General features: G+C 71.9%; 19 protein-coding genes. 8 read left to right on the forward strand and 11 right to left on the reverse strand.

What is annotated here, in order from left to right; translation table 11 throughout:
* Positions 1-11 precede the first annotated feature (11 nt).
* The 3 genes from RH94_RS27780 to RH94_RS27790 form a co-directional block, all read right to left on the reverse strand.
* The gene (locus tag RH94_RS27780) at positions 12-671 is read right to left on the reverse strand and encodes a DUF5063 domain-containing protein (protein ID WP_073950977.1); all 660 of its coding nucleotides are present in this window, start codon (positions 669-671) and stop codon (positions 12-14) included.
* A complete protein-coding gene (gene recR, locus RH94_RS27785; protein ID WP_073950979.1) occupies positions 664-1,263 on the reverse strand; it encodes a recombination mediator RecR in 600 nt (199 codons plus the stop codon). The genes RH94_RS27780 and recR overlap by 8 nt, the downstream gene beginning before the upstream one ends.
* Positions 1,264-1,338: 75 nt before the next feature.
* Positions 1,339-1,683, reverse strand: coding sequence for a YbaB/EbfC family nucleoid-associated protein (locus tag RH94_RS27790; RefSeq protein ID WP_073950981.1), 345 nt, complete (start codon positions 1,681-1,683; stop codon positions 1,339-1,341).
* A gap of 253 nt (positions 1,684-1,936) precedes the next feature.
* Here RH94_RS27790 and RH94_RS27795 point away from each other — a divergent pair, with 253 nt between their 5' ends.
* A complete protein-coding gene (locus tag RH94_RS27795; protein WP_073950983.1) occupies positions 1,937-2,683 on the forward strand; it encodes an SLATT domain-containing protein in 747 nt (248 codons plus the stop codon).
* Positions 2,684-2,701: 18 nt separating this feature from the next.
* Here RH94_RS27795 and RH94_RS27800 read toward each other — a convergent pair whose 3' ends face one another.
* A complete protein-coding gene (locus RH94_RS27800) occupies positions 2,702-4,723 on the reverse strand; it encodes a serine/threonine-protein kinase (RefSeq protein WP_073950985.1) in 2,022 nt (673 codons plus the stop codon).
* Positions 4,724-4,915: 192 nt separating this feature from the next.
* Here RH94_RS27800 and RH94_RS27805 point away from each other — a divergent pair, with 192 nt between their 5' ends.
* The 6 genes from RH94_RS27805 to RH94_RS27830 all read left to right on the forward strand — a co-directional run bounded on the left by RH94_RS27805 (position 4,916) and on the right by RH94_RS27830 (position 11,327).
* Positions 4,916-6,271 carry an aspartate aminotransferase family protein gene (locus RH94_RS27805; RefSeq protein WP_073950987.1) on the forward strand — a complete coding sequence of 452 codons (1,356 nt, stop codon included), beginning with the start codon at positions 4,916-4,918 and terminating at the stop codon, positions 6,269-6,271.
* Positions 6,272-6,421: 150 nt separating this feature from the next.
* Positions 6,422-7,126, forward strand: a complete 705-nt coding sequence (locus RH94_RS27810; protein WP_073950989.1) for a GntR family transcriptional regulator — start codon at positions 6,422-6,424, stop codon at positions 7,124-7,126.
* Positions 7,123-9,552 carry a dolichyl-phosphate beta-glucosyltransferase gene (locus RH94_RS27815; RefSeq protein WP_073950991.1) on the forward strand — a complete coding sequence of 810 codons (2,430 nt, stop codon included), beginning with the start codon at positions 7,123-7,125 and terminating at the stop codon, positions 9,550-9,552. Before RH94_RS27810 ends, RH94_RS27815 begins: the two co-directional genes overlap by 4 nt.
* 78 nt (positions 9,553-9,630) lie before the next feature.
* Positions 9,631-10,281 carry a hypothetical protein gene (locus RH94_RS27820; protein WP_073950993.1) on the forward strand — a complete coding sequence of 217 codons (651 nt, stop codon included), beginning with the start codon at positions 9,631-9,633 and terminating at the stop codon, positions 10,279-10,281.
* A gap of 101 nt (positions 10,282-10,382) precedes the next feature.
* Positions 10,383-10,823 (forward strand): hypothetical protein, encoded by a 441-nt coding sequence (locus RH94_RS27825; protein WP_073950995.1) that lies wholly within the window; start codon positions 10,383-10,385, stop codon positions 10,821-10,823.
* Positions 10,824-10,901: 78 nt separating this feature from the next.
* Entirely contained in the window at positions 10,902-11,327 is a 426-nt protein-coding gene (locus RH94_RS27830) for a DUF7674 family protein (protein WP_073950997.1), read from the forward strand.
* Between the two features lie 824 nt (positions 11,328-12,151).
* Here RH94_RS27830 and RH94_RS27835 read toward each other — a convergent pair.
* The 7 genes from RH94_RS27835 to RH94_RS27865 form a co-directional block, all read right to left on the reverse strand.
* A complete protein-coding gene (locus RH94_RS27835) occupies positions 12,152-12,418 on the reverse strand; it encodes a hypothetical protein (RefSeq protein ID WP_073950999.1) in 267 nt (88 codons plus the stop codon).
* Positions 12,415-12,726, reverse strand: coding sequence for a DUF6247 family protein (locus tag RH94_RS27840; protein ID WP_079189223.1), 312 nt, complete (start codon positions 12,724-12,726; stop codon positions 12,415-12,417). Before RH94_RS27840 ends, RH94_RS27835 begins: the two co-directional genes overlap by 4 nt.
* Positions 12,727-12,909: 183 nt before the next feature.
* Entirely contained in the window at positions 12,910-13,185 is a 276-nt protein-coding gene (locus RH94_RS27845) for a hypothetical protein (RefSeq protein WP_073951003.1), read from the reverse strand.
* Positions 13,185-13,589 carry a hypothetical protein gene (locus RH94_RS27850; RefSeq protein ID WP_073951005.1) on the reverse strand — a complete coding sequence of 135 codons (405 nt, stop codon included), beginning with the start codon at positions 13,587-13,589 and terminating at the stop codon, positions 13,185-13,187. Before RH94_RS27850 ends, RH94_RS27845 begins: the two co-directional genes overlap by 1 nt.
* Positions 13,590-13,764: 175 nt before the next feature.
* Positions 13,765-13,956 (reverse strand): DUF397 domain-containing protein, encoded by a 192-nt coding sequence (locus tag RH94_RS27855; protein WP_073951007.1) that lies wholly within the window; start codon positions 13,954-13,956, stop codon positions 13,765-13,767.
* Positions 13,957-13,967: 11 nt separating this feature from the next.
* Positions 13,968-14,819, reverse strand: coding sequence for a helix-turn-helix domain-containing protein (locus RH94_RS27860; protein WP_073951009.1), 852 nt, complete (start codon positions 14,817-14,819; stop codon positions 13,968-13,970).
* 95 nt (positions 14,820-14,914) lie between these two features.
* Complete coding sequence (locus tag RH94_RS27865; RefSeq protein ID WP_073951011.1) at positions 14,915-16,198, reverse strand: adenylosuccinate synthase; 1,284 nt, start codon at positions 16,196-16,198, stop codon at positions 14,915-14,917.
* A gap of 196 nt (positions 16,199-16,394) precedes the next feature.
* Between RH94_RS27865 and RH94_RS44820 the strand changes: the two genes are divergently transcribed.
* Positions 16,395-16,884 (forward strand): acylglycerol kinase family protein (locus tag RH94_RS44820; protein WP_234426089.1); only part of this gene is annotated, 490 nt, incomplete at its 3' end.

Consider the following 16,884-nt stretch of genomic DNA (forward strand, 5'->3'; position numbering starts at 1 on the left):
CCTGCGCCGGGTCACGTCACCCGGCGCAGGCCCAGTGGTTCCGCGATTTCCTCCGTCATGACCCTGCCGGCCTCGAATTCCAGGGTGTCGTCGCCCATGCCCTGGTCGGTGTCCAGGCCGTCCAGCTCCTCCAGGGGCTGGTTGAGGCGGACGTGGGCGACCAGGGACTGCAGGGCGCGCAGGGTGGCGGAGGCGGTGGAGCCCCAGTTGGCGAAGTAGGAGAACTGCCACCACCACAGGGCCTCGGTGGTGCGGCCCGCGCGGTAGTGGGCCATGCCGTGGCGCAGATCGGCCACGACGTCCGCGAGGTCGTCGGAGATACGGGCGGGGACGGGGACCCGGCGGGGCTCGTAGGGGTCGAAGACCTCGGAGTAGACGTCGACCGGGTCCAGCAGGCGGGCCAGGTTCTCGCGGAGGACGTCCGCGTCCTGCTCCGGGCCGGAGTCGGGCTCGTAGCGCTCCTCGGGCACGATGTCCTCGTGCGCGCCGAGGCGGCCGCCGGCCAGCATCAGCTGGGAGACCTCCAGCAGGAGGAAGGGCACCGCCGAGTCCGGCTCGTCGCCCTTGGCGACCTCGGTGACGGCGACCAGGAAGCTCTCGATCTGATCGGCGATCTGGACCGCGAAGTCGTCCGGGTTCTGGCCGACGGCGTGCAGCGTGGCATCAGACATCTAGCAGTCGTCTCCCCTCGAAGGCGCGGCCGAGGGTGACCTCGTCCGCGTATTCCAGATCGCCACCCACCGGAAGGCCGCTGGCCAGGCGGGTGACCTTCAGGCCCATGGGCTTGATCATGCGGGCGAGGTACGTCGCCGTCGCCTCGCCTTCGAGATTCGGGTCCGTGGCCAGGATCAGTTCCGTGACCGTGCCGTCCGCGAGGCGGGCCAGCAGCTCCCGGATGCGCAGGTCGTCCGGGCCCACGCCCTCGATCGGGCTGATCGCCCCGCCGAGCACGTGGTAGCGGCCGCGGAACTCACGCGTGCGCTCGATGGCGACGACGTCCTTCGGCTCCTCCACCACGCAGATCACCGAGGTGTCGCGGCGGGCGTCGCGGCAGATCCCGCACAGCTCCTCCTGCGCGACGTTGCCGCAGGTCGCGCAGAAGCGGACCTTCGCCTTCACCTCGAGCAGGGCCTGGGCGAGACGCCGTACGTCCGTCGGTTCGGCCTGCAGGATGTGGAAGGCGATCCGCTGCGCGCTCTTGGGACCGACGCCGGGCAGCCGCCCGAGCTCGTCGATGAGGTCCTGGACCACGCCTTCGTACAACGGACTGCCGTCCTTCCTGACTCGCTTCGGTACGTACGGTAGTTGTCCGGCGCCCTTCTTAGAAGGGCAGCCCCCTCAGAAGGGCAGCCCCGGAATGCCACTGCCGCCGCCCAGGCCCTGGGCGAGGGGGCCCAGCTTCTGCTGCTGGAGCGCCTGGGCGTTGTCGTTGGCCGCCTGGACGGCCGCGACGATCAGGTCGGCCAGGGTCTCGGTGTCCTCGGGGTCGACCGCCTTCGGGTCGATCTTCAGCGCACGCAGCTCGCCGGCGCCGGTGACGGTGGCCCTGACCAGGCCGCCGCCCGCCTGCCCGTCGACCTCGGTCCGCGCCAGTTCCTCCTGCGCCCGCTGCAGGTCCTGCTGCATCTTCTGCGCCTGCTGGAGCAGCTGCTGCATGTTGGGCTGGCCACCACCGGGAATCACGATCAGCTCCTGCTTTCGTATGGCTGTCGGGGCGGGAACCGGCTCCGGTTTCCCGCTGGCACGAGCCTACGTGGTCCGGGCAGCCAGCGCCCTGCCACTCTTTCGGGTGACTCTCGGATGAGCCCTATACCTGATCAACGCCCCCTTCCGGGCGGAAAAACCGCGCTTTGCGTCTCTTCGCCACCCATTGGGGGGTAGGAAGGGTCCGGCGTGTCAGCCAGCGTCACGGACCGTGAGCAGTAGGGAGTGCCGGGTGGGTCAGCCGGAGATGCAGCCCGAGCGTCCGCCCCAGGACGGGCGGGACGACGGCGCGGCCGGGCCGCGGCCGGGCGATCTGACCGGGCGGCCCTTCCCGCCCGGCGACTGGGCCGAGCCGGCGCGGTGCCTGGACGAGCTGTACCGGTGGGTGGAGCGGGGGGCGCTGCAGACCGTGGCCTGGTACCTGGCGGAGCGGGTGTGGAAGCGGCGCGGGGCGCGGGCGCTGCGGTGCGGGACCGCGGCGGGGGCGGTGGCCGGGGCGGTGCTGCCCCTGCTGGACCTGACCGGTGCGGTGGACGGGGCGGCGCCGTGGGGGTACGTGGCGCTGCTGCTGTCCGCCTCGTGCGTCGGGGTCGACCGGTACTTCGGGGTGACGTCCGGGTGGATGAGGGACGTGGCGACCGCGCAGGCCGTGCAGCGGCGGCTGCAGGCGCTGCAGTTCGACTGGGCGTCGGAGAACGTACGGGAGATCCTGGGCCCCGCCGAGGGAACGGCCGGCGAGGCCGCCGAACGGTGCCTCACCGTGCTGCGGCGGTTCTCGGAGGACGTGACCGAGCTGGTGCGCACCGAGACGGCCGACTGGATGGTGCAGTTCCGGGTCGGGGCGGCGCCGATGGGCCTGCAGTCGGCGGTGCCGGGCGGCGGGCGGTCCGAGACGGGCGGCGGGCAGGGCCGCCTCGCGCTGCCGCCGGGCGCGGCACGGCCGAACATGCCCCGGCAGCGGCCGCCGGAGCCGCGGTGACGCCGGTCACCGCGGCGGTCACCGCCTGGTGTACGTCAGCTTCTCCCCGGTGCCGGCGGTCACGCGCTGCAGCCTGCCGTCCGGCAGCAGGGTGACCTCCGAGGGGTCGCCCGGCTTGCAGCCCGAACGCTCGTCTCCGACCGCGACGGTGGAGGGGCCGATCTCCAGCGGGCCGCCTCCGCCCGGCGACCGGGTGAGCCGGGCCTCGAACACGCAGTGGTAGGTGCCGCCGGCGGGCCCGTCGGCGACGACCGTGAGCACGGTGTCGTCCACGTTCCCCTGCCTGAGGGTGAGGTGCCGGGTGTGGACACCGTCGGCCCTGTCGATCGTCGCCGTCCAGCCGCCGAGGTAGGCGGCCGGGACGGCCCCGTCGGCCGGGGCCGGGGAGTCCGGCTGCGAGGCCGCCGGGCCGGGATCGGAGCCTTTCGGCTCCTGGGAGGCCGGTGCGGTGGGGGCACTGGCGGTGGGCGAGGGGCCGGGTCCGCCCTTGTCGTCGCTGCCGCCGCCCCGCATCAGGGCGTACACGGAGCCGCCCGCGCCGAGCGCCACCACCAGTGCCACCGCGACCAGCGCCGCCGTGGAGCCACCGCTCCGGCGCGGCTCCTGCGGCGGCAGGGGGCCCGGGCCGTAGGGCGGGGTCGAACCGAACGGCGGCGGACCGTACGGCGGGGTCGCGCCCGGGGCGCCGTAGGGAGGGTGCCCTGGGTGCCCCGGAGCGGCGGCCTGCTGCGGGTGGCCGTAGGCGGCGTGCTGGGGGTGCTGCTGGGGAAAGCCGTACGCCGGGTGGGCGGGCGCCGGTCCCGGCGGGGGTGTCCGGCCCGCGGCCATCGTGGGGAGGTGGTCGACCGGGGTGTTCGCGCCTCCGCCGGGCTGCCCGGGGGGCGGCGGGGCGGGCGACGCACCGGCGGCGCCGGCGCCGAAGGCGTCGGCGCCGAAGGCGTCGGCGGTCGCCGCGTGCTCGGGCGAGGGCTGGGGAGCGGCGGCGGGCCGGTTCCCGGCCCGGACGATCGTGGGAGCCTCCCCGGCGGGTCCGGGCTCCGCCTCCTCCCCCTCGGCCGGCACCACCGCGCCGGCACCGGCCGCCCCGTCCGGCCCGCGCTCTTCCTGCGCCTGCGACTCCTCCGGATTCTCCGTCTCCAGCAACTGGACCGCATGGCGCCCGAGTTGGGCGACAAGAGCGCTCGGCAGCCACGGGTCGCGGAGGCGGCCGTCGGCGACCGTGTTCTCGGCGCCGGTGCGCTGGACGACCTGGTCGAGGGTCGGCCGGGCGGCCGGGTCCTTCTGCAGGCAGGCGCGGACCAGATCGGCGATGCCCTCGGGCAGCGCCTCGAGGGCGGGCTCCTCCTCGGCGATGCGGAACATCAGCGCGTGCACCCCGCTGTCGGTACCGCCGAAGGGCAGCGCGCCGGTCGCGGCGTACGCGAGCACCGAGCCGAGGCAGAAGACGTCGCACGCCGGAGTGACCCGGTCGCCGCGCACCTGCTCGGGCGCCATGAACCCGGGCGAGCCGACCAGCGCGCCGGTCCGGGTGAGCCCGCCGTCCGTGACGGTCTCCAGCGCCCGCGCGATGCCGAAGTCGATGACGCGCGGGCCGTCGATCGTGACGAGCACGTTGGACGGCTTCAGGTCGCGGTGGATGAGCCCGGCGGCGTGGATGTCCTTGAGCGCACCGGCCAGCCCGGCCGCGAGGATCCGTACCGACCGCTCGGGCAGCGGGCCGTGGTCGTGCCCGACGACCCGCTGCAGGCTGGGCCCGGCGACGTACCCGGTGGCCACCCACGGCACGGCGGCCTCGGTGTCCGCGTCCAGCACGGGCGCCGTCCAGTACCCGCCGACCCGCCGCGCGGCCCGCACCTCCTGCCGGAACCGTGCCCGGAACTCCTCCTGCTGCGCGAGCTCCTGCCGCACCAGCTTCACGGCGACGGTCCGCCCCCGGTCCGACCGGGCCAGGTACACCCGTCCCATGCCTCCGGCCCCGAGCCGCGCCAGCAGCCGGTACGCGCCGATCCTCTGCGGATCGCCAGGCCCCAGCTTCTCCATGGCCGAACCGCCTCCCCCCGGTATCCCCCGATACGCCCCTGTGCGACAGACCGAGGATAGTGCGGCGGTCCGCTCGGGCGGGCGATCCGGTGTCTACGGTTCCGTAACAGCGACAACCTGTCGCTAAAACCCCGCGAGCGCAGACAGGCCGCCGATGTCGCGCCCTCGTCCCCTCCGTTTACCCTCGCCCGCATGACCCCTCAGCCGAATCCCGAAGCCGGCGCAGCCGTCAAGGCCGCCGACCGCGCGCACGTGTTCCACTCCTGGTCCGCGCAGGACCTCATCGACCCGCCGGCCGTGGCCGGTGCCGAAGGGTCGTACTTCTGGGACTACGACGGCAGGCGCTACCTGGACTTCGCCAGCGGGCTCGTCTACACCAACATCGGCTACCAGCACCCCAAGGTCGTCGCCGCGATCCAGGAGCAGGCCGCGAACCTGGCCACGTTCGCGCCGGCGTTCGCCGTCGAGGCGCGGTCCGAGGCGGCGCGGCTGATCGCCGAGCGAACCCCGGGCGACCTGGACAAGATCTTCTTCACCAACGGCGGCGCCGACGCCGTCGAGCACGCGGTGCGCATGGCCCGGCTGCACACCGGGCGGCCCAAGGTGCTCTCGGCGTACCGCTCGTACCACGGCGGCACGCAGCAGGCCGTCAACATCACCGGTGACCCCCGGCGCTGGCCCTCGGACAGCGGCTCGGCCGGTGTCGTGCGCTTCTGGGCCCCCTTCCTCTACCGCTCCCGCTTCTACGCCGAGACCGAGGAGCAGGAGTGCGCGCGGGCCCTGGAGCACCTGGAGGCGACGATCGCCTTCGAGGGGCCGGCGACCATCGCCGCGATCATCCTGGAGACCGTCCCCGGCACGGCCGGGATCATGGTGCCGCCGCCCGGCTATCTCGCCGGGGTGCGCGAGCTGTGCGACAAGTACGGGATCGTCTTCGTCCTGGACGAGGTCATGGCCGGGTTCGGGCGGACCGGTGAGTGGTTCGCGGCGGACCTGTTCGACGTCGTACCGGACCTGATGACCTTCGCCAAGGGCGTGAACTCCGGGTACGTCCCGCTCGGCGGCGTCGCGATCTCCGGGAAGATCGCGGAGACGTTCGGCAAGCGCGCCTACCCCGGCGGTCTCACCTACTCCGGACACCCGCTGGCCTGCGCGGCGGCCGTAGCGACGATCAACGTGATGGCCGAGGAGGGCGTCGTCGAGAACGCCGCGCGGCTCGGCACCGAGGTCGTGGAGCCGGCGCTGCGCGAGCTGGCCGAGCGGCACCCGAGCGTCGGCGACGTGCGCGGCGTCGGCATGTTCTGGGCCGTCGAGCTGGTGAAGGACCGCGAGACCCGCGAGCCGCTGGTGCCGTACAACGCGGCCGGCGAGGCGAACGCCCCGATGGCGGCCTTCGGCGCCGCCGCGAAGGCGAACGGTCTGTGGCCCTTCGTCAACATGAACCGCACGCACGTCGTCCCGCCGTGCAACGCGACCGCGGCCGAGCTGAAGGAGGGCCTGGCGGCGCTGGACGCGGCGCTGTCGGTGGCCGACGAGTACACGAAGTAGCCGTACAGGGCGCCGGCGCGGCCGCACGGACACGAAGCGGCCGCGCGGCCCCGTCGTGCCGGGACCGGGAAAATCGAACGCGTAAGGTGGCGTGCTCGTAGACATGGATGTACGAGCACGCCCCCGCATGCGCAAGGAGACGCCCCGACCATGCCCGGCAACAGCGGCACCGGCGCGGTGACGCGCAGCACCCTGCGGCAGCAGATCGCGGACGCGCTCCGGGACGAGGTGCTGGCCGGGCGGCTGCAGCCGGGGCAGGAGTGCACGGTCAAGGAGATCGCCGAGCAGTACGGGGTGTCCGCGACCCCCGTCCGCGAGGCGCTCGTCGACCTGTCCGCGCAGGGCCTGCTGGAGGCCGACCAGCACCGCGGCTTCCGGGTGCGCGAGTACTCCCTGGACGACCTCCGCGCGATGATCGAGGCCCGCGGCCTGGTCACCGACGGCATGTTCCGGCTCGTGGCCGAGGGCCCCAAGGCCTTCCGCCATCCCGACGACCCGCACATCAGAACCGTGCTCGCCGGGGTGCGCCGGCGCGGCGAGGAGGCGCAGCGCGCGGCCGCCGCGGGCGACCTGACCGTACTGATCGGCTACGACCTGCGCTTCTGGCGGGAACTGGCCGCCCTGTTCGGCAACCCCTACCTCTCCGACTTCCTGCACCGGCTGCGCGTGCAGTCCTGGGTGTGCGCGGTGCAGCACCTGCGCCGCCGCGCCGATCTGCGCGGCGAGCTGTGGTCCGGGCACACCGGACTCGTCGACGCCCTGGCGGCGGGCGACGCCGCGGCCGCCCGCGCGATCGTCGCCGCGTACAACGCGGACTCCCTCGCCCTCGTCGAACGGCTGGCGGCCGGCGCATGAGCGGGACCGTCACCGAGACGGTCGACCTGTCCGTCGTCATCCCCGCCTACAACGAGGACCAGCGGCTCGGCCCCACCCTCGACGCGGTCACCGCGTACCTGGCCGGCCGCGGGAGCCGCTTCGGCACCTGGGAGGTCGTCGTCGCCGACGACGGCTCCACCGACGGCACCGGCGACCTCGTCACCGGCCGCGACGACCCGCGCGTCCGGCTCGTCGCCGCCGACCGCAACCGCGGCAAGGGCCACGCCCTGCGCCTGGGCGTCGCCGCCACCCGCGGCCACCGGGTACTGGTCACCGACGCCGACCTCGCCGCCCCCATCGAGGAGCTGGAACAGCTCGACGAGGCGCTCGGCGAGGGCACCGCGGCCGCGATCGGCTCCCGTTCGGTGCCGGGCGCGACGATCGTCAGCCGCCAGCACCGGGTGCGCGAACTCCTGGGCCGCGCCGGGAACCTGCTCATACGCGGCGTCGCGGTGCCCGGCATACGCGACACCCAGTGCGGCTTCAAACTCTTCGAGGGCGACCGCGCCCGCGAGGCCTTCGCCGCCTCCCGGCTCGACGGCTGGGGCATCGACGTGGAGGTCCTGCGGTACTTCCGCCGCGCCGGCTGGCCGGTCGCCGAGGTCCCCGTCCGCTGGGCCCACCGGTCCGGCTCCAAGCTCGCCCCCCTGGACTATGTCCGCTTCCTCGCCGAACTCGGCCGTCTCAGGGCCCGCTGCCCGCGTCCGGCCGACGTCTTCGCCGCCGCCGTCTTCCTCCTCATGGCGGTCACCCTCTACTCGGGCCGCGTCCTCGACCCCGCGCACCGCTACCTCCCCGACTCCCTGCAGGACCAGAACCAGTGGGAGTGGTTCTTCGCGGTCACCGCCGACAGCGTCGCCCACCTCCGCAACCCGCTGTTCACCGACCTCCAGAACTTCCCGGACGGCGTGAACCTCATGGCCAACACGGTCATGCTGGGCCTTTCGGTCCCGTTCGCCCCGGTCACGCTGGCCCTGGGCCCCGCGGTCGCGCTGAGCCTGTGCATGACCCTGGGCCTCGCGGCCACCGCGGCCGCCTGGTACTGGCTGATCGTCAAACGGGTCGTACGGCACCGGGGCGCGGCCTTCACCGGCGCCTGCCTGGCCGCCTTCGCCCCGCCGATGGTCAGCCACGCCAACGCGCACCCCAACTTCGTGGTCCTGTTCATGATCCCGCTGATCGCCGACCGGGCGCTGCGCCTGGCCGAGGGCGCCCGGGTGCGGCGGAACGGGATCGTGCTCGGGCTGATGGCGGCGTACCAGGTCTTCCTCGGCGAGGAGCCGCTGCTGCTCGCCGCGATCGGCATGGCCCTGTTCGCCGCCGCCTACGGGACCGTCCGCAGGGACGTGGCGAAGGCGGCCTGGCGGCCCCTGCTGAAGGGCCTGCTGATCGCCGTGGCGGTGTGCCTGCCGATCGTCGCCCACCCCCTGTACTGGCAGTTCGCGGGCCCGCAGAGCTACGGGAACGTGCTGCACGCCGGCACCACGGGCAACAGCCCGCTCGCCCTGGTCTCCTTCGCCGAACGCTCCCTGCTCGCGGGCGACGCGGCGAGGGCGGGCGCCCTCGCCATGAACACCACCGAGCAGAACGCCTTCTACGGCTGGCCGCTGCTCCTGCTCGCCTTCGGGATCACCGTACGGCTGTGGGAGCACGCCCTGGTCAGGGCGCTGGCGGTCACGACGGCCGCCGCGGCCCTGCTGTCCCTGGGCCCGGAGTTCCGCATCCCGCTGACCGACCTGGTGTACCCGGGCCCGTGGGCGCCGCTCGCCCACCTGCCGCTGTTCGAGTCGGTCATCGAGGGCCGGGTGGCGATGATCTGCGCGCCGGCGCTGGGCATGCTCCTGGCGTTCGCCCTCGCCAGGCTCACGGCGTCCCGCCGCACCGGCACGCTCTACTGCGGCCTCCTCGCCGTCGGCCTCGCGCTCCTGCCGCTGGTCCCGGCACCGCTGAAGGCGGAAGACCGCGACCCGGTACCGGAGTTCATCACGGCCGGCCTGTGGAAGCCGTACGTCCGCGACGGCGAGTCCCTGGTGCCGGTCCCCCTGCCGGACCCGGGCAACGCGGAGGCCCTGCACTGGCAGACCGAGGCCCGCCTCGGCTTCAGCCTTCCCGGCGGCTACTTCAACGGCCCCTACGGCCCCGACCGCGTCGGCATCTACGGCGCCTCCCCCCGCCCCACCTCCAGCCTGCTGCGGAACGTGAGCCACTCCGGCGCCGTCCCGCCCATCGGCGAGAACTGGCGGGCCCGGGCCCGGCGGGACTTCGCCCACTGGCACGCGGGCGCCCTGGTGCTGGCCCCCCAGCAGCACGACGGCCCCCTGCGGACGGCGGTGACCGAGCTGGTGGGCCGTCCGGGCACGTGGACGGGCGGGGTGTGGGTATGGGACCTGCACGAGGGGACCTGAGCGGTGCCGCACCGACTACGCTTCTAGACTCCTTTCACCACCGAACGTGCTTGAAGCCCTGCCCCCGAGGAGCCCTCTTTGGCCTGCGACCTGTGGCTGGTACCGCTCGTCGACGTGCTGTGCCACACCCCCGACAACCCGTTCGCCGAGGAACTCGCGCAGTACAACAAGGTGCTCGCCGAAAACGGGCTCCCGCCGGTGCCGGTGTACCAGTACATGCCCGGCCTGTCCGGGGAGGTGGCGCCGGTGGCCGGCTTCGACTACGACGCGCTGCACTTCCTGCGCCGCGCCTACCTCCTGCAGGTCTGCGGCCTGCCGCTGACCCCGGTCGACGAACTGGGCGGCGACTACGAGCAGTTGCTGGAGATGTTCGAGACGACCGCCCAGCAGTCCCACCTGGTCTGGCACTACGACCACGCCGGCGCCTACGTCCCCATGGACTTCCCGCACCCCCTGTCCAACGACGAACTCCTCGCCGGCGGCGGCCCCCTCGGCTCCTCCCAGACCCTCCTGCGCGAGCTGGAGTACGTCGCCCCGTCCCTGGGCATCGACCCGGCCAACCCCCCGGCCGCCCCGGAACCACCCGCGGCTCCCACGGAGTTGGAGCAACCGGCCGCCCCCGCCCCCTACGACCCCAGCCCCTTCGCCCGCGAACGCCACGTCTGGCTGGGCCTGCACGCGGCGGCCACACGGAGCCTGGCCCAGGGCTCGATGATCGTCTTCAGCTGAGTCCGGTCGACGCGGCTGCGGCCCGCCGTGGACCATGACCGTGAACGCTCTGCGGTCCGGTCGTCCTGGTGGGACGGGGAGAAAGAGATCCAAGGACAGTGATGGAGAGAGCCGGAACGCCGCTGCGCCGCGTCGGCCAAAGCCTGGCCGTGCCGCTGGCCTTGCTGCTGACCGCCCCGCTGGCGACGGCGTGCGGAAATGAGTCCGCCGACCCGACGGCGGCCACGATCCGGAAGGACATCGTCGACACGGTCGCCGCGGCGGGCCTGACTCGGATGGGTGAGCCGACCAGCGAGAAGGACTGCGCGACAGGCGTCATGGCGCGGCGCCAAGGCACAGAGGGAGAGCGGGCGGACGACGTCGTCGGGATCCTGCGGAGCAAGGGGTGGACCGGCGACCAGTCCCTTTCCCTCGAGGGCCGGGAGCAGACCCTGCTCACGAAGCAGGGCTGGGAGCTGCGCGTGCGCGCCTACGACGGCGAGGGGGAAGTGGCCGGGCTGGTGGCGCTGATCGCCTCCAGGAGCGGCTGCGAGCTGTCGTAAGCCGCCACCGTGGACCCGTTCGGATCCCGGAGCCGCCCGACAGGCGACCACGACCACCGCACCCGAAGCAGGAAAGACATGGCTGACATCCCCGCCGAGGACATCCCTCCTCTTCTGCTGCACGCCGTCCCCGAATCCGCGGAGTTCATCGCGGAGAAGTACGAGATGCCCGCGGAAGCGGCCGTTCTGACCCGAGACGCGGTCCTGGACCTGTATGAGGTGCTGGCCGAGTGCTTCACGACACACGTGCTGATGCCGCAGTTGGAGAGCCCCAACCCGGACGTGGAACTGCTCAGGCGCTGCTGGGACTTTGTGGAGCAGATCATGGATCACTCCTCACAACACGTCAGCGGCGCGGTGTACTTCGAGGTCCTCGAACAGCTCCTGAACGCAGACGGCCTCGTGGAGGCCGCCTGGCCGTACATGAAGGACCGGACGCGGGCACGCACCGCGAAGATGCTGGACTTCTACGGCGTCTTCCTGCCCGGCATCAACCGACGGTAGCGCTCACAACGGTACGCACGCTCTCAGCAAGGAACACAGGCGTGATGCGTGCTCAGGCCGAGAGCGGGTTCGCGCAGGGCATCGGCCAAGCAGTTGCGGCAGTGGCCGTGGGCGGCGTTGCCGGCCCATCCGGCGAGGTGGGCGAGGCCGGCTGCCGGTAAGGGCCCGGCAGGCGTATCCGTGCCACGTCCCTTGTGACGTCAGGTCCGTCTCGAGGTGCCCGGAGTGGTCCCTGCGTCGCACTTGTCGGAATCATGGTGGCCAAGGGGGTGGCGGAGGGGGAGCAGGGACGGGTGGACGGGCGTGTCCTTCGCCGTTCACCCGTCCCCCTGTCCGAGATCCGAGCACGCATCGCGTCCGGCAAGGAACACGCCATGCTTTTCAGGGGGGTTCGGCCCCTCCCATCGCGTCAGCTCACCTCCCACCGGGGCACAGGGTGGACGGACAGGATGGCGGCCGGCGCGTCTTGTACGTGATCTACGGCGTGCCCGTACCCCCGTGATCGCGTACGCCCACGGTCTCTGACAGAGCTGCGAGAGGGCTCCGTCACGGAAACACTGCGCGCGAAGCCGATGAGTTACGTTTTCGCACCGAACGCGAGGTCGTGTTCCCGAGCAAATCGATTGAACCGGCTCTGGGGCAGATTCCGCCGTACTTCCACCTGGGTTGCCGAGGAACGGGGGGCCATCACGGTATGGGGGCGCGTCCAACGGTGAGGTGATGGCCGGAACCGCACCACCGCCCCGGCGAGGGTGCAGTGGCTCCTTCGGGTGGCTGGAGGACTGCTGCCGGGGAAGCTCGGCCAGCCGACGACCAGTTGCCGGTCATTCAGGCACGAAGAGCTGGACACGGAGGACGAGGACGGTGTCGTCTCTGTAGTCCTCCTGATACCACAGCATGACGTTGCCTTCGGCGTAGGTGCGGACGCCAGAGGCGGACTCCTGGATGTCGAAAGGGTGGCCGATGCGGCGCACTCCGACGGCGTCCGCGACCCTTCGGGCGATGTCCTCCACCACGGCCCGCTGCTCGTCCGCGAGTCCTCCGACGACCTCTTCGGCGTTGGGGTTGTACTCCCATGTCCAGTCACTCACCGCGTGCTCTCCTCGGCGGTGGCCAGGATGCGGCTGATCTCGGCGGCGGCGGCGCGGCGCTCGGCACGGTCGTCGGACGTCGCGACGATCCGTTCGCACTCGGTCAGGCGAGCCGCCAGGGTGGGGAGACGGTGGACGGCGACCCACGTGAACCAATGTTCGAGAAAAGCTCGGCAGGGGGTGAGTGTGAACGTGTCGCGGGCCTCCCGCGTGGCTTCTTCCCAGTGCCTGTCGAACTGCGGGAGGGCGCCTGCGGGGTCGAGGCGCGTCACGGCGACACGGAGGGCCGCCGGGGTCTTGTCCGGCATGGGAATCAGAGGGTCGCCGTCGTGCGGCCCCACAGGTTGCGCGGTCACGTGCGGTCTCCGATGCGCTCGGGAGTCGGTTGCAGGGTCGACGGTATCGAGTGTGGGCCTACCCCGCGCTCGCATCGCGAGTCCGGGGCAGGCCACGACGAGACCGACGGGCTCAGGGTTGCGCGCGCCTGATACCTACGGCCAGTGGACGCCCGGGCTGCCGGCCGAGGGCTTGCGGCAGTCCGGCGTGCGGTTCGCCGGGGTGGTCACGGGCTCGTCGGCGAGCGCGTAGCACAGCTGGGCGTGGAGCAGTTCGGCCTCGGCGGACGTGAGACGCAGTGCCGCGTCCCCGTCGAAGACCCCGTCGCGGCGCAGCCACAGGTCGATGGCGAGGGTTCCGTCGTCCTGCCGGCGGACCGGCTTGCTGGGAACACGGCTCACCTGGACCCGCGTGTTCGGCGTCGTACCCATCAGGCCGCCACCCCCGCGGGAGCGCCGACGCGGTGGCCGTGGATCACCCAGGGGCCGACGTCGATCCCCTCCAGCGCGAGTACGAGAGCCGCGCGGCGCTCCGCCTGCCGTTGCCACCGTTCGTGCGCGAGCAGGTAGGGGCGTACGAGGGGGCCGGCGCCGTGGAGCGGGGTGGGGGTTCCGGCCCCGGTTCCGGTCCGGGCGCGGGACTTCGCCGGAAGGGCGACGCTCAGTCCGGGTACGGCGGTGCGGTGGATCAGCAGGCGCAGCCCGGACAGGGTGCACGGGGGTGTGGGTGCGTGTCCCGGCCGTCCCGGCCCGCGGCGCCGGCCGGTGGCCGGGAGGAGGAGGGAGAAGAGCAGGGCAAGTGTTCGTTCCAGGGCAAGCCGAATAGGCTTGGTCATGCTGACGCTCCTTCACAGCGTTGGCTCCGCCCCGGGGTGGTGGCTCACCTCCGGGGCGTTTTCTGTGCGCTGCCCGCCAGGCCATTACCGAATGCTCGGCAGGCGCTACACAGCGTACGCACAGCGTGATGCGTAAGACAACATGTTGCGCGAAGTCGTATCAAGTGATCGGACACTACGTCACGAAGCGGTCGAACTCGCCGGCCTTCGCCCCCTCCAGGAAGGCCCGCAACTTGCGGCGAGTGGTCTGCACGACCACGTCCGGGTCGTCACCCTCCCGCAGGAAGATCCGATCACCCTGTTCCGCGATCTCTATGCAGCTCCCGGTGTCCGCCGAGAAGGACGACTTCCGCCAGTGAAGTTCCACCTGCTCCTGCCTCAGATCTCTTCCGCTACCCGCCGGATGAAGTTGATGGACTCGCCGGGCCCCAGGGCACGTTCACGCATCCGGTCGAGAACGGCGCGGTAGTTCGCCAGGTAGGATTCGGCGTGCAGGAAGCTCACGCCCGTGGGTACGTCGATCTGCACCGTGTCCAACTGGGGCACGGGGCCGCAGGCGTACAGCGTCGAGCTGCCCGCGTTCGCGAAGCCCCCGGCGCTGAACGGCACCACCCGGACTGTGACGCTGGGCCGCTCGACCTGCTTCAGCAAGTGCTCGACCTGCCGCAGCAGAACATGGCGGTCCCCGAACCGCATCCGCAGCGCGGACTCATGGATCAGGAACTCGCACCGTGGCGGGTTCGGGCGGTCGAGCAGTTCCGCCCGCCTCGCTCGAAAAGCCACGTGCCGGTCCAGGTCGGTGGGTGACATGGCCGGAACCGCTTCCGCGAAGATGCCGCGCATGTAGTCGGGGAGCTGGAGCAGGCCGGGCATGTGCATGATCTGCGCGGAGCGCAAAGCCGCCGCGTGGTGCTCCATCTCCGCGATGTCCAGCAGGCCGGCGGACAGCGCGTCCCGGTACTCGTCCCACCAGTACGGCCCGCGTTCCCGGGCCATCTCGGCCAGCGCGTCGATGTACTCGGCGTCGGGACAGCGGTAGTTGGCGGCCCACACCCGGACCCGATCGCTGCTCACGCCCGAACGGGCCGACTCCGTGTTGCTGACCGTCGTCCGGTCGGTGCGGTGCAGGGCGGCGGCCTCGTTGATCGACATGCCGATGTGCTCGCGCATTCTGCGCAACTCGGCACCCAGACGACGCTGCCGTTCAGTGGACGGCTTTCGTACGGGCATCGGACGGCTCCCCCTGTCACCGCTTTCGACGATGTGGGACGGCCGGTACGGTTCACCGCACCGGCCGTCCTGTCAAATCTCCCGGAGGGCGACGCCTACAGGAACGAGTTGATCTCGATCGTCTCGTCGCGGCCCGGGCCCACGCCGATCGCGGAGATCGGCGCGCCGGACATGTCCTCCAGGGCCTTGACGTAGGCCTGGGCGTTCTTCGGGAGGTCGGCGAAGGTCTTGGCCTTGGAGATGTCCTCCTGCCAGCCGGGGAGGTACTCGTAGACCGGCTTCGCGTGGTGGAAGTCGGTCTGGGAGTACGGGAGCTCCTCGACGCGCTCGCCGTCGATCTCGTAGGCGACGCAGACCGGGATCTGCTCCCAGCCGGTCAGGACGTCGAGCTTGGTGAGGAAGAAGTCCGTCAGGCCGTTCACCCGGGTCGCGTAGCGGGCGATCACCGCGTCGAACCAGCCGCAGCGGCGGTCGCGGCCGGTCGTCACGCCCCGCTCGCCGCCGATGCGGCGCAGCGCCTCGCCGTCCTCGTCGAACAGCTCGGTCGGGAAGGGGCCGGCGCCGACGCGGGTGGTGTAGGCCTTCAGGATGCCGATGACGCGGCTGATCTTCGTCGGGCCCACGCCGGCACCCGTGCAGGCGCCGCCCGCGGTCGGGTTGGAGGAGGTGACGAAGGGGTACGTGCCGTGGTCGATGTCCAGCAGCGTGCCCTGGCCGCCCTCGAAGAGGACCACCTTGTCCTCGTCCAGCGCCTGGTTGAGGACCAGGACGGTGTCGGCGACGTACGGCCTGATCTGCTCGGCGTAGCCCAGCAGCTCCTCGACCACCTGGTTCGCGGCGATCGCGCGCCGGTTGTAGAGCTTGGTGAGGATCTGGTTCTTGGCGTCGAGGGCCGCCTCCACCTTCTGGGTGAGGATCGACTCGTCGTACAGGTCCTGCACCCGGATGCCGACGCGGTTGATCTTGTCCGCGTAGGTCGGGCCGATGCCCCGGCCCGTGGTGCCGATCTTGCGCTTGCCGAGGAAGCGTTCCGTCACCTTGTCGACAGTGACGTTGTACGGCGTGATGATGTGGGCGTTGCCGCTGATCAGCAGCTTGGAGGTGTCGACTCCGCGCTCGTTCAGACCGCTCAGCTCGGAGAGCAGGACCGACGGGTCGACGACGACGCCGTTGCCGATGACCGGCGTACAACCGGGCGAGAGGATTCCGGAAGGAAGGAGGTGCAGTGCATACTTCTGGTCACCGACGACGACGGTGTGGCCGGCGTTGTTGCCGCCTTGATAACGCACCACATAGTCCACCGAGCCACCGAGCAGGTCGGTGGCCTTCCCCTTGCCCTCGTCACCCCACTGAGCACCGAGCAGCACAAGTGCGGGCACGCGCGTACACCCCTTCCGGGCGGGGCATGTCCAAGGTCAGGGGCGTACGCGGGCTCACAGCCACGTATCCCCGCGACCGTGGTCGGCCGCACAACCCGTCGGACCGGATGCCCCGGAATAGACGAAGCCCCCGGCGCAATAGCGCAAAGGGGCTCTTGCACAAAGATGCTACCCGAGGAAGCGAGGCAGGACCGAGGTGGCGACTCATCCCACGTCCGATCAGCTGCTGGTGGTCATCGACCCGGTCGCCCGGCGAACGGACGGGGAATCCGTACGGATCGCGAAAGACGTGCTCAGCGGGGGTGCCAGCACGAAGGTGTGCCTGCCGGACGGGCCGGAGGAGTTCGCCCGCGCGTTGGCGCGGCGCGGCTCGCGGCGGCCGGTGGTGATCGGCGACGACCGGACGCTGCTGCGGGCGGTGTCGGTGCTGCACCGGCAACGGGAGCTGGCCGAATGCGTGCTGTCGGTCGTGCCGGTCGGGGGTGTCATGTCCCTGGCCCGTTCGCTCGGTGTGCCGACGGGGGCGGTGGCGGCGGCACGGGCGGTGCTGGACGGCGTCGAGCGGCGGCTGGATCTGCTCGTCGACGACAGTGACGGTGTGGTGCTGGGGACGCTGCGGATTCCGCCGCTCTCCCTGCGTGAGGGGTATGAGGCTCCGGTGGGGGCCACGGCCGTCTCGGCGGGGG

It is taken from the genome of Streptomyces kebangsaanensis (assembly GCF_001906585.1).
Classification (GTDB): Bacteria; Actinomycetota; Actinomycetes; order Streptomycetales; family Streptomycetaceae; genus Streptomyces; species Streptomyces kebangsaanensis.

Bases quoted from the DNA above. Each gene is read 5' to 3' on its own strand.
- RH94_RS27780 (WP_073950977.1), bottom strand. From the start codon at position 671: ATGTCTGATGCCACGCTGCACGCCGTCGGCCAGAACCCGGACGACTTC.
- RH94_RS27800 (WP_073950985.1), bottom strand. From the start codon at position 4,723: ATGGAGAAGCTGGGGCCTGGCGATCCGCAGAGGATCGGCGCGTACCGG.
- RH94_RS27805 (WP_073950987.1), top strand. From the start codon at position 4,916: ATGACCCCTCAGCCGAATCCCGAAGCCGGCGCAGCCGTCAAGGCCGCC.
- RH94_RS27810 (WP_073950989.1), top strand. From the start codon at position 6,422: ATGCCCGGCAACAGCGGCACCGGCGCGGTGACGCGCAGCACCCTGCGG.
- RH94_RS27815 (WP_073950991.1), top strand. From the start codon at position 7,123: ATGAGCGGGACCGTCACCGAGACGGTCGACCTGTCCGTCGTCATCCCC.
- RH94_RS27825 (WP_073950995.1), top strand. From the start codon at position 10,383: ATGGAGAGAGCCGGAACGCCGCTGCGCCGCGTCGGCCAAAGCCTGGCC.
- RH94_RS27830 (WP_073950997.1), top strand. From the start codon at position 10,902: ATGGCTGACATCCCCGCCGAGGACATCCCTCCTCTTCTGCTGCACGCC.
- RH94_RS27840 (WP_079189223.1), bottom strand. From the start codon at position 12,726: ATGCCGGACAAGACCCCGGCGGCCCTCCGTGTCGCCGTGACGCGCCTC.
- RH94_RS27845 (WP_073951003.1), bottom strand. From the start codon at position 13,185: ATGGGTACGACGCCGAACACGCGGGTCCAGGTGAGCCGTGTTCCCAGC.
- RH94_RS27850 (WP_073951005.1), bottom strand. From the start codon at position 13,589: ATGACCAAGCCTATTCGGCTTGCCCTGGAACGAACACTTGCCCTGCTC.
- RH94_RS27860 (WP_073951009.1), bottom strand. From the start codon at position 14,819: ATGCCCGTACGAAAGCCGTCCACTGAACGGCAGCGTCGTCTGGGTGCC.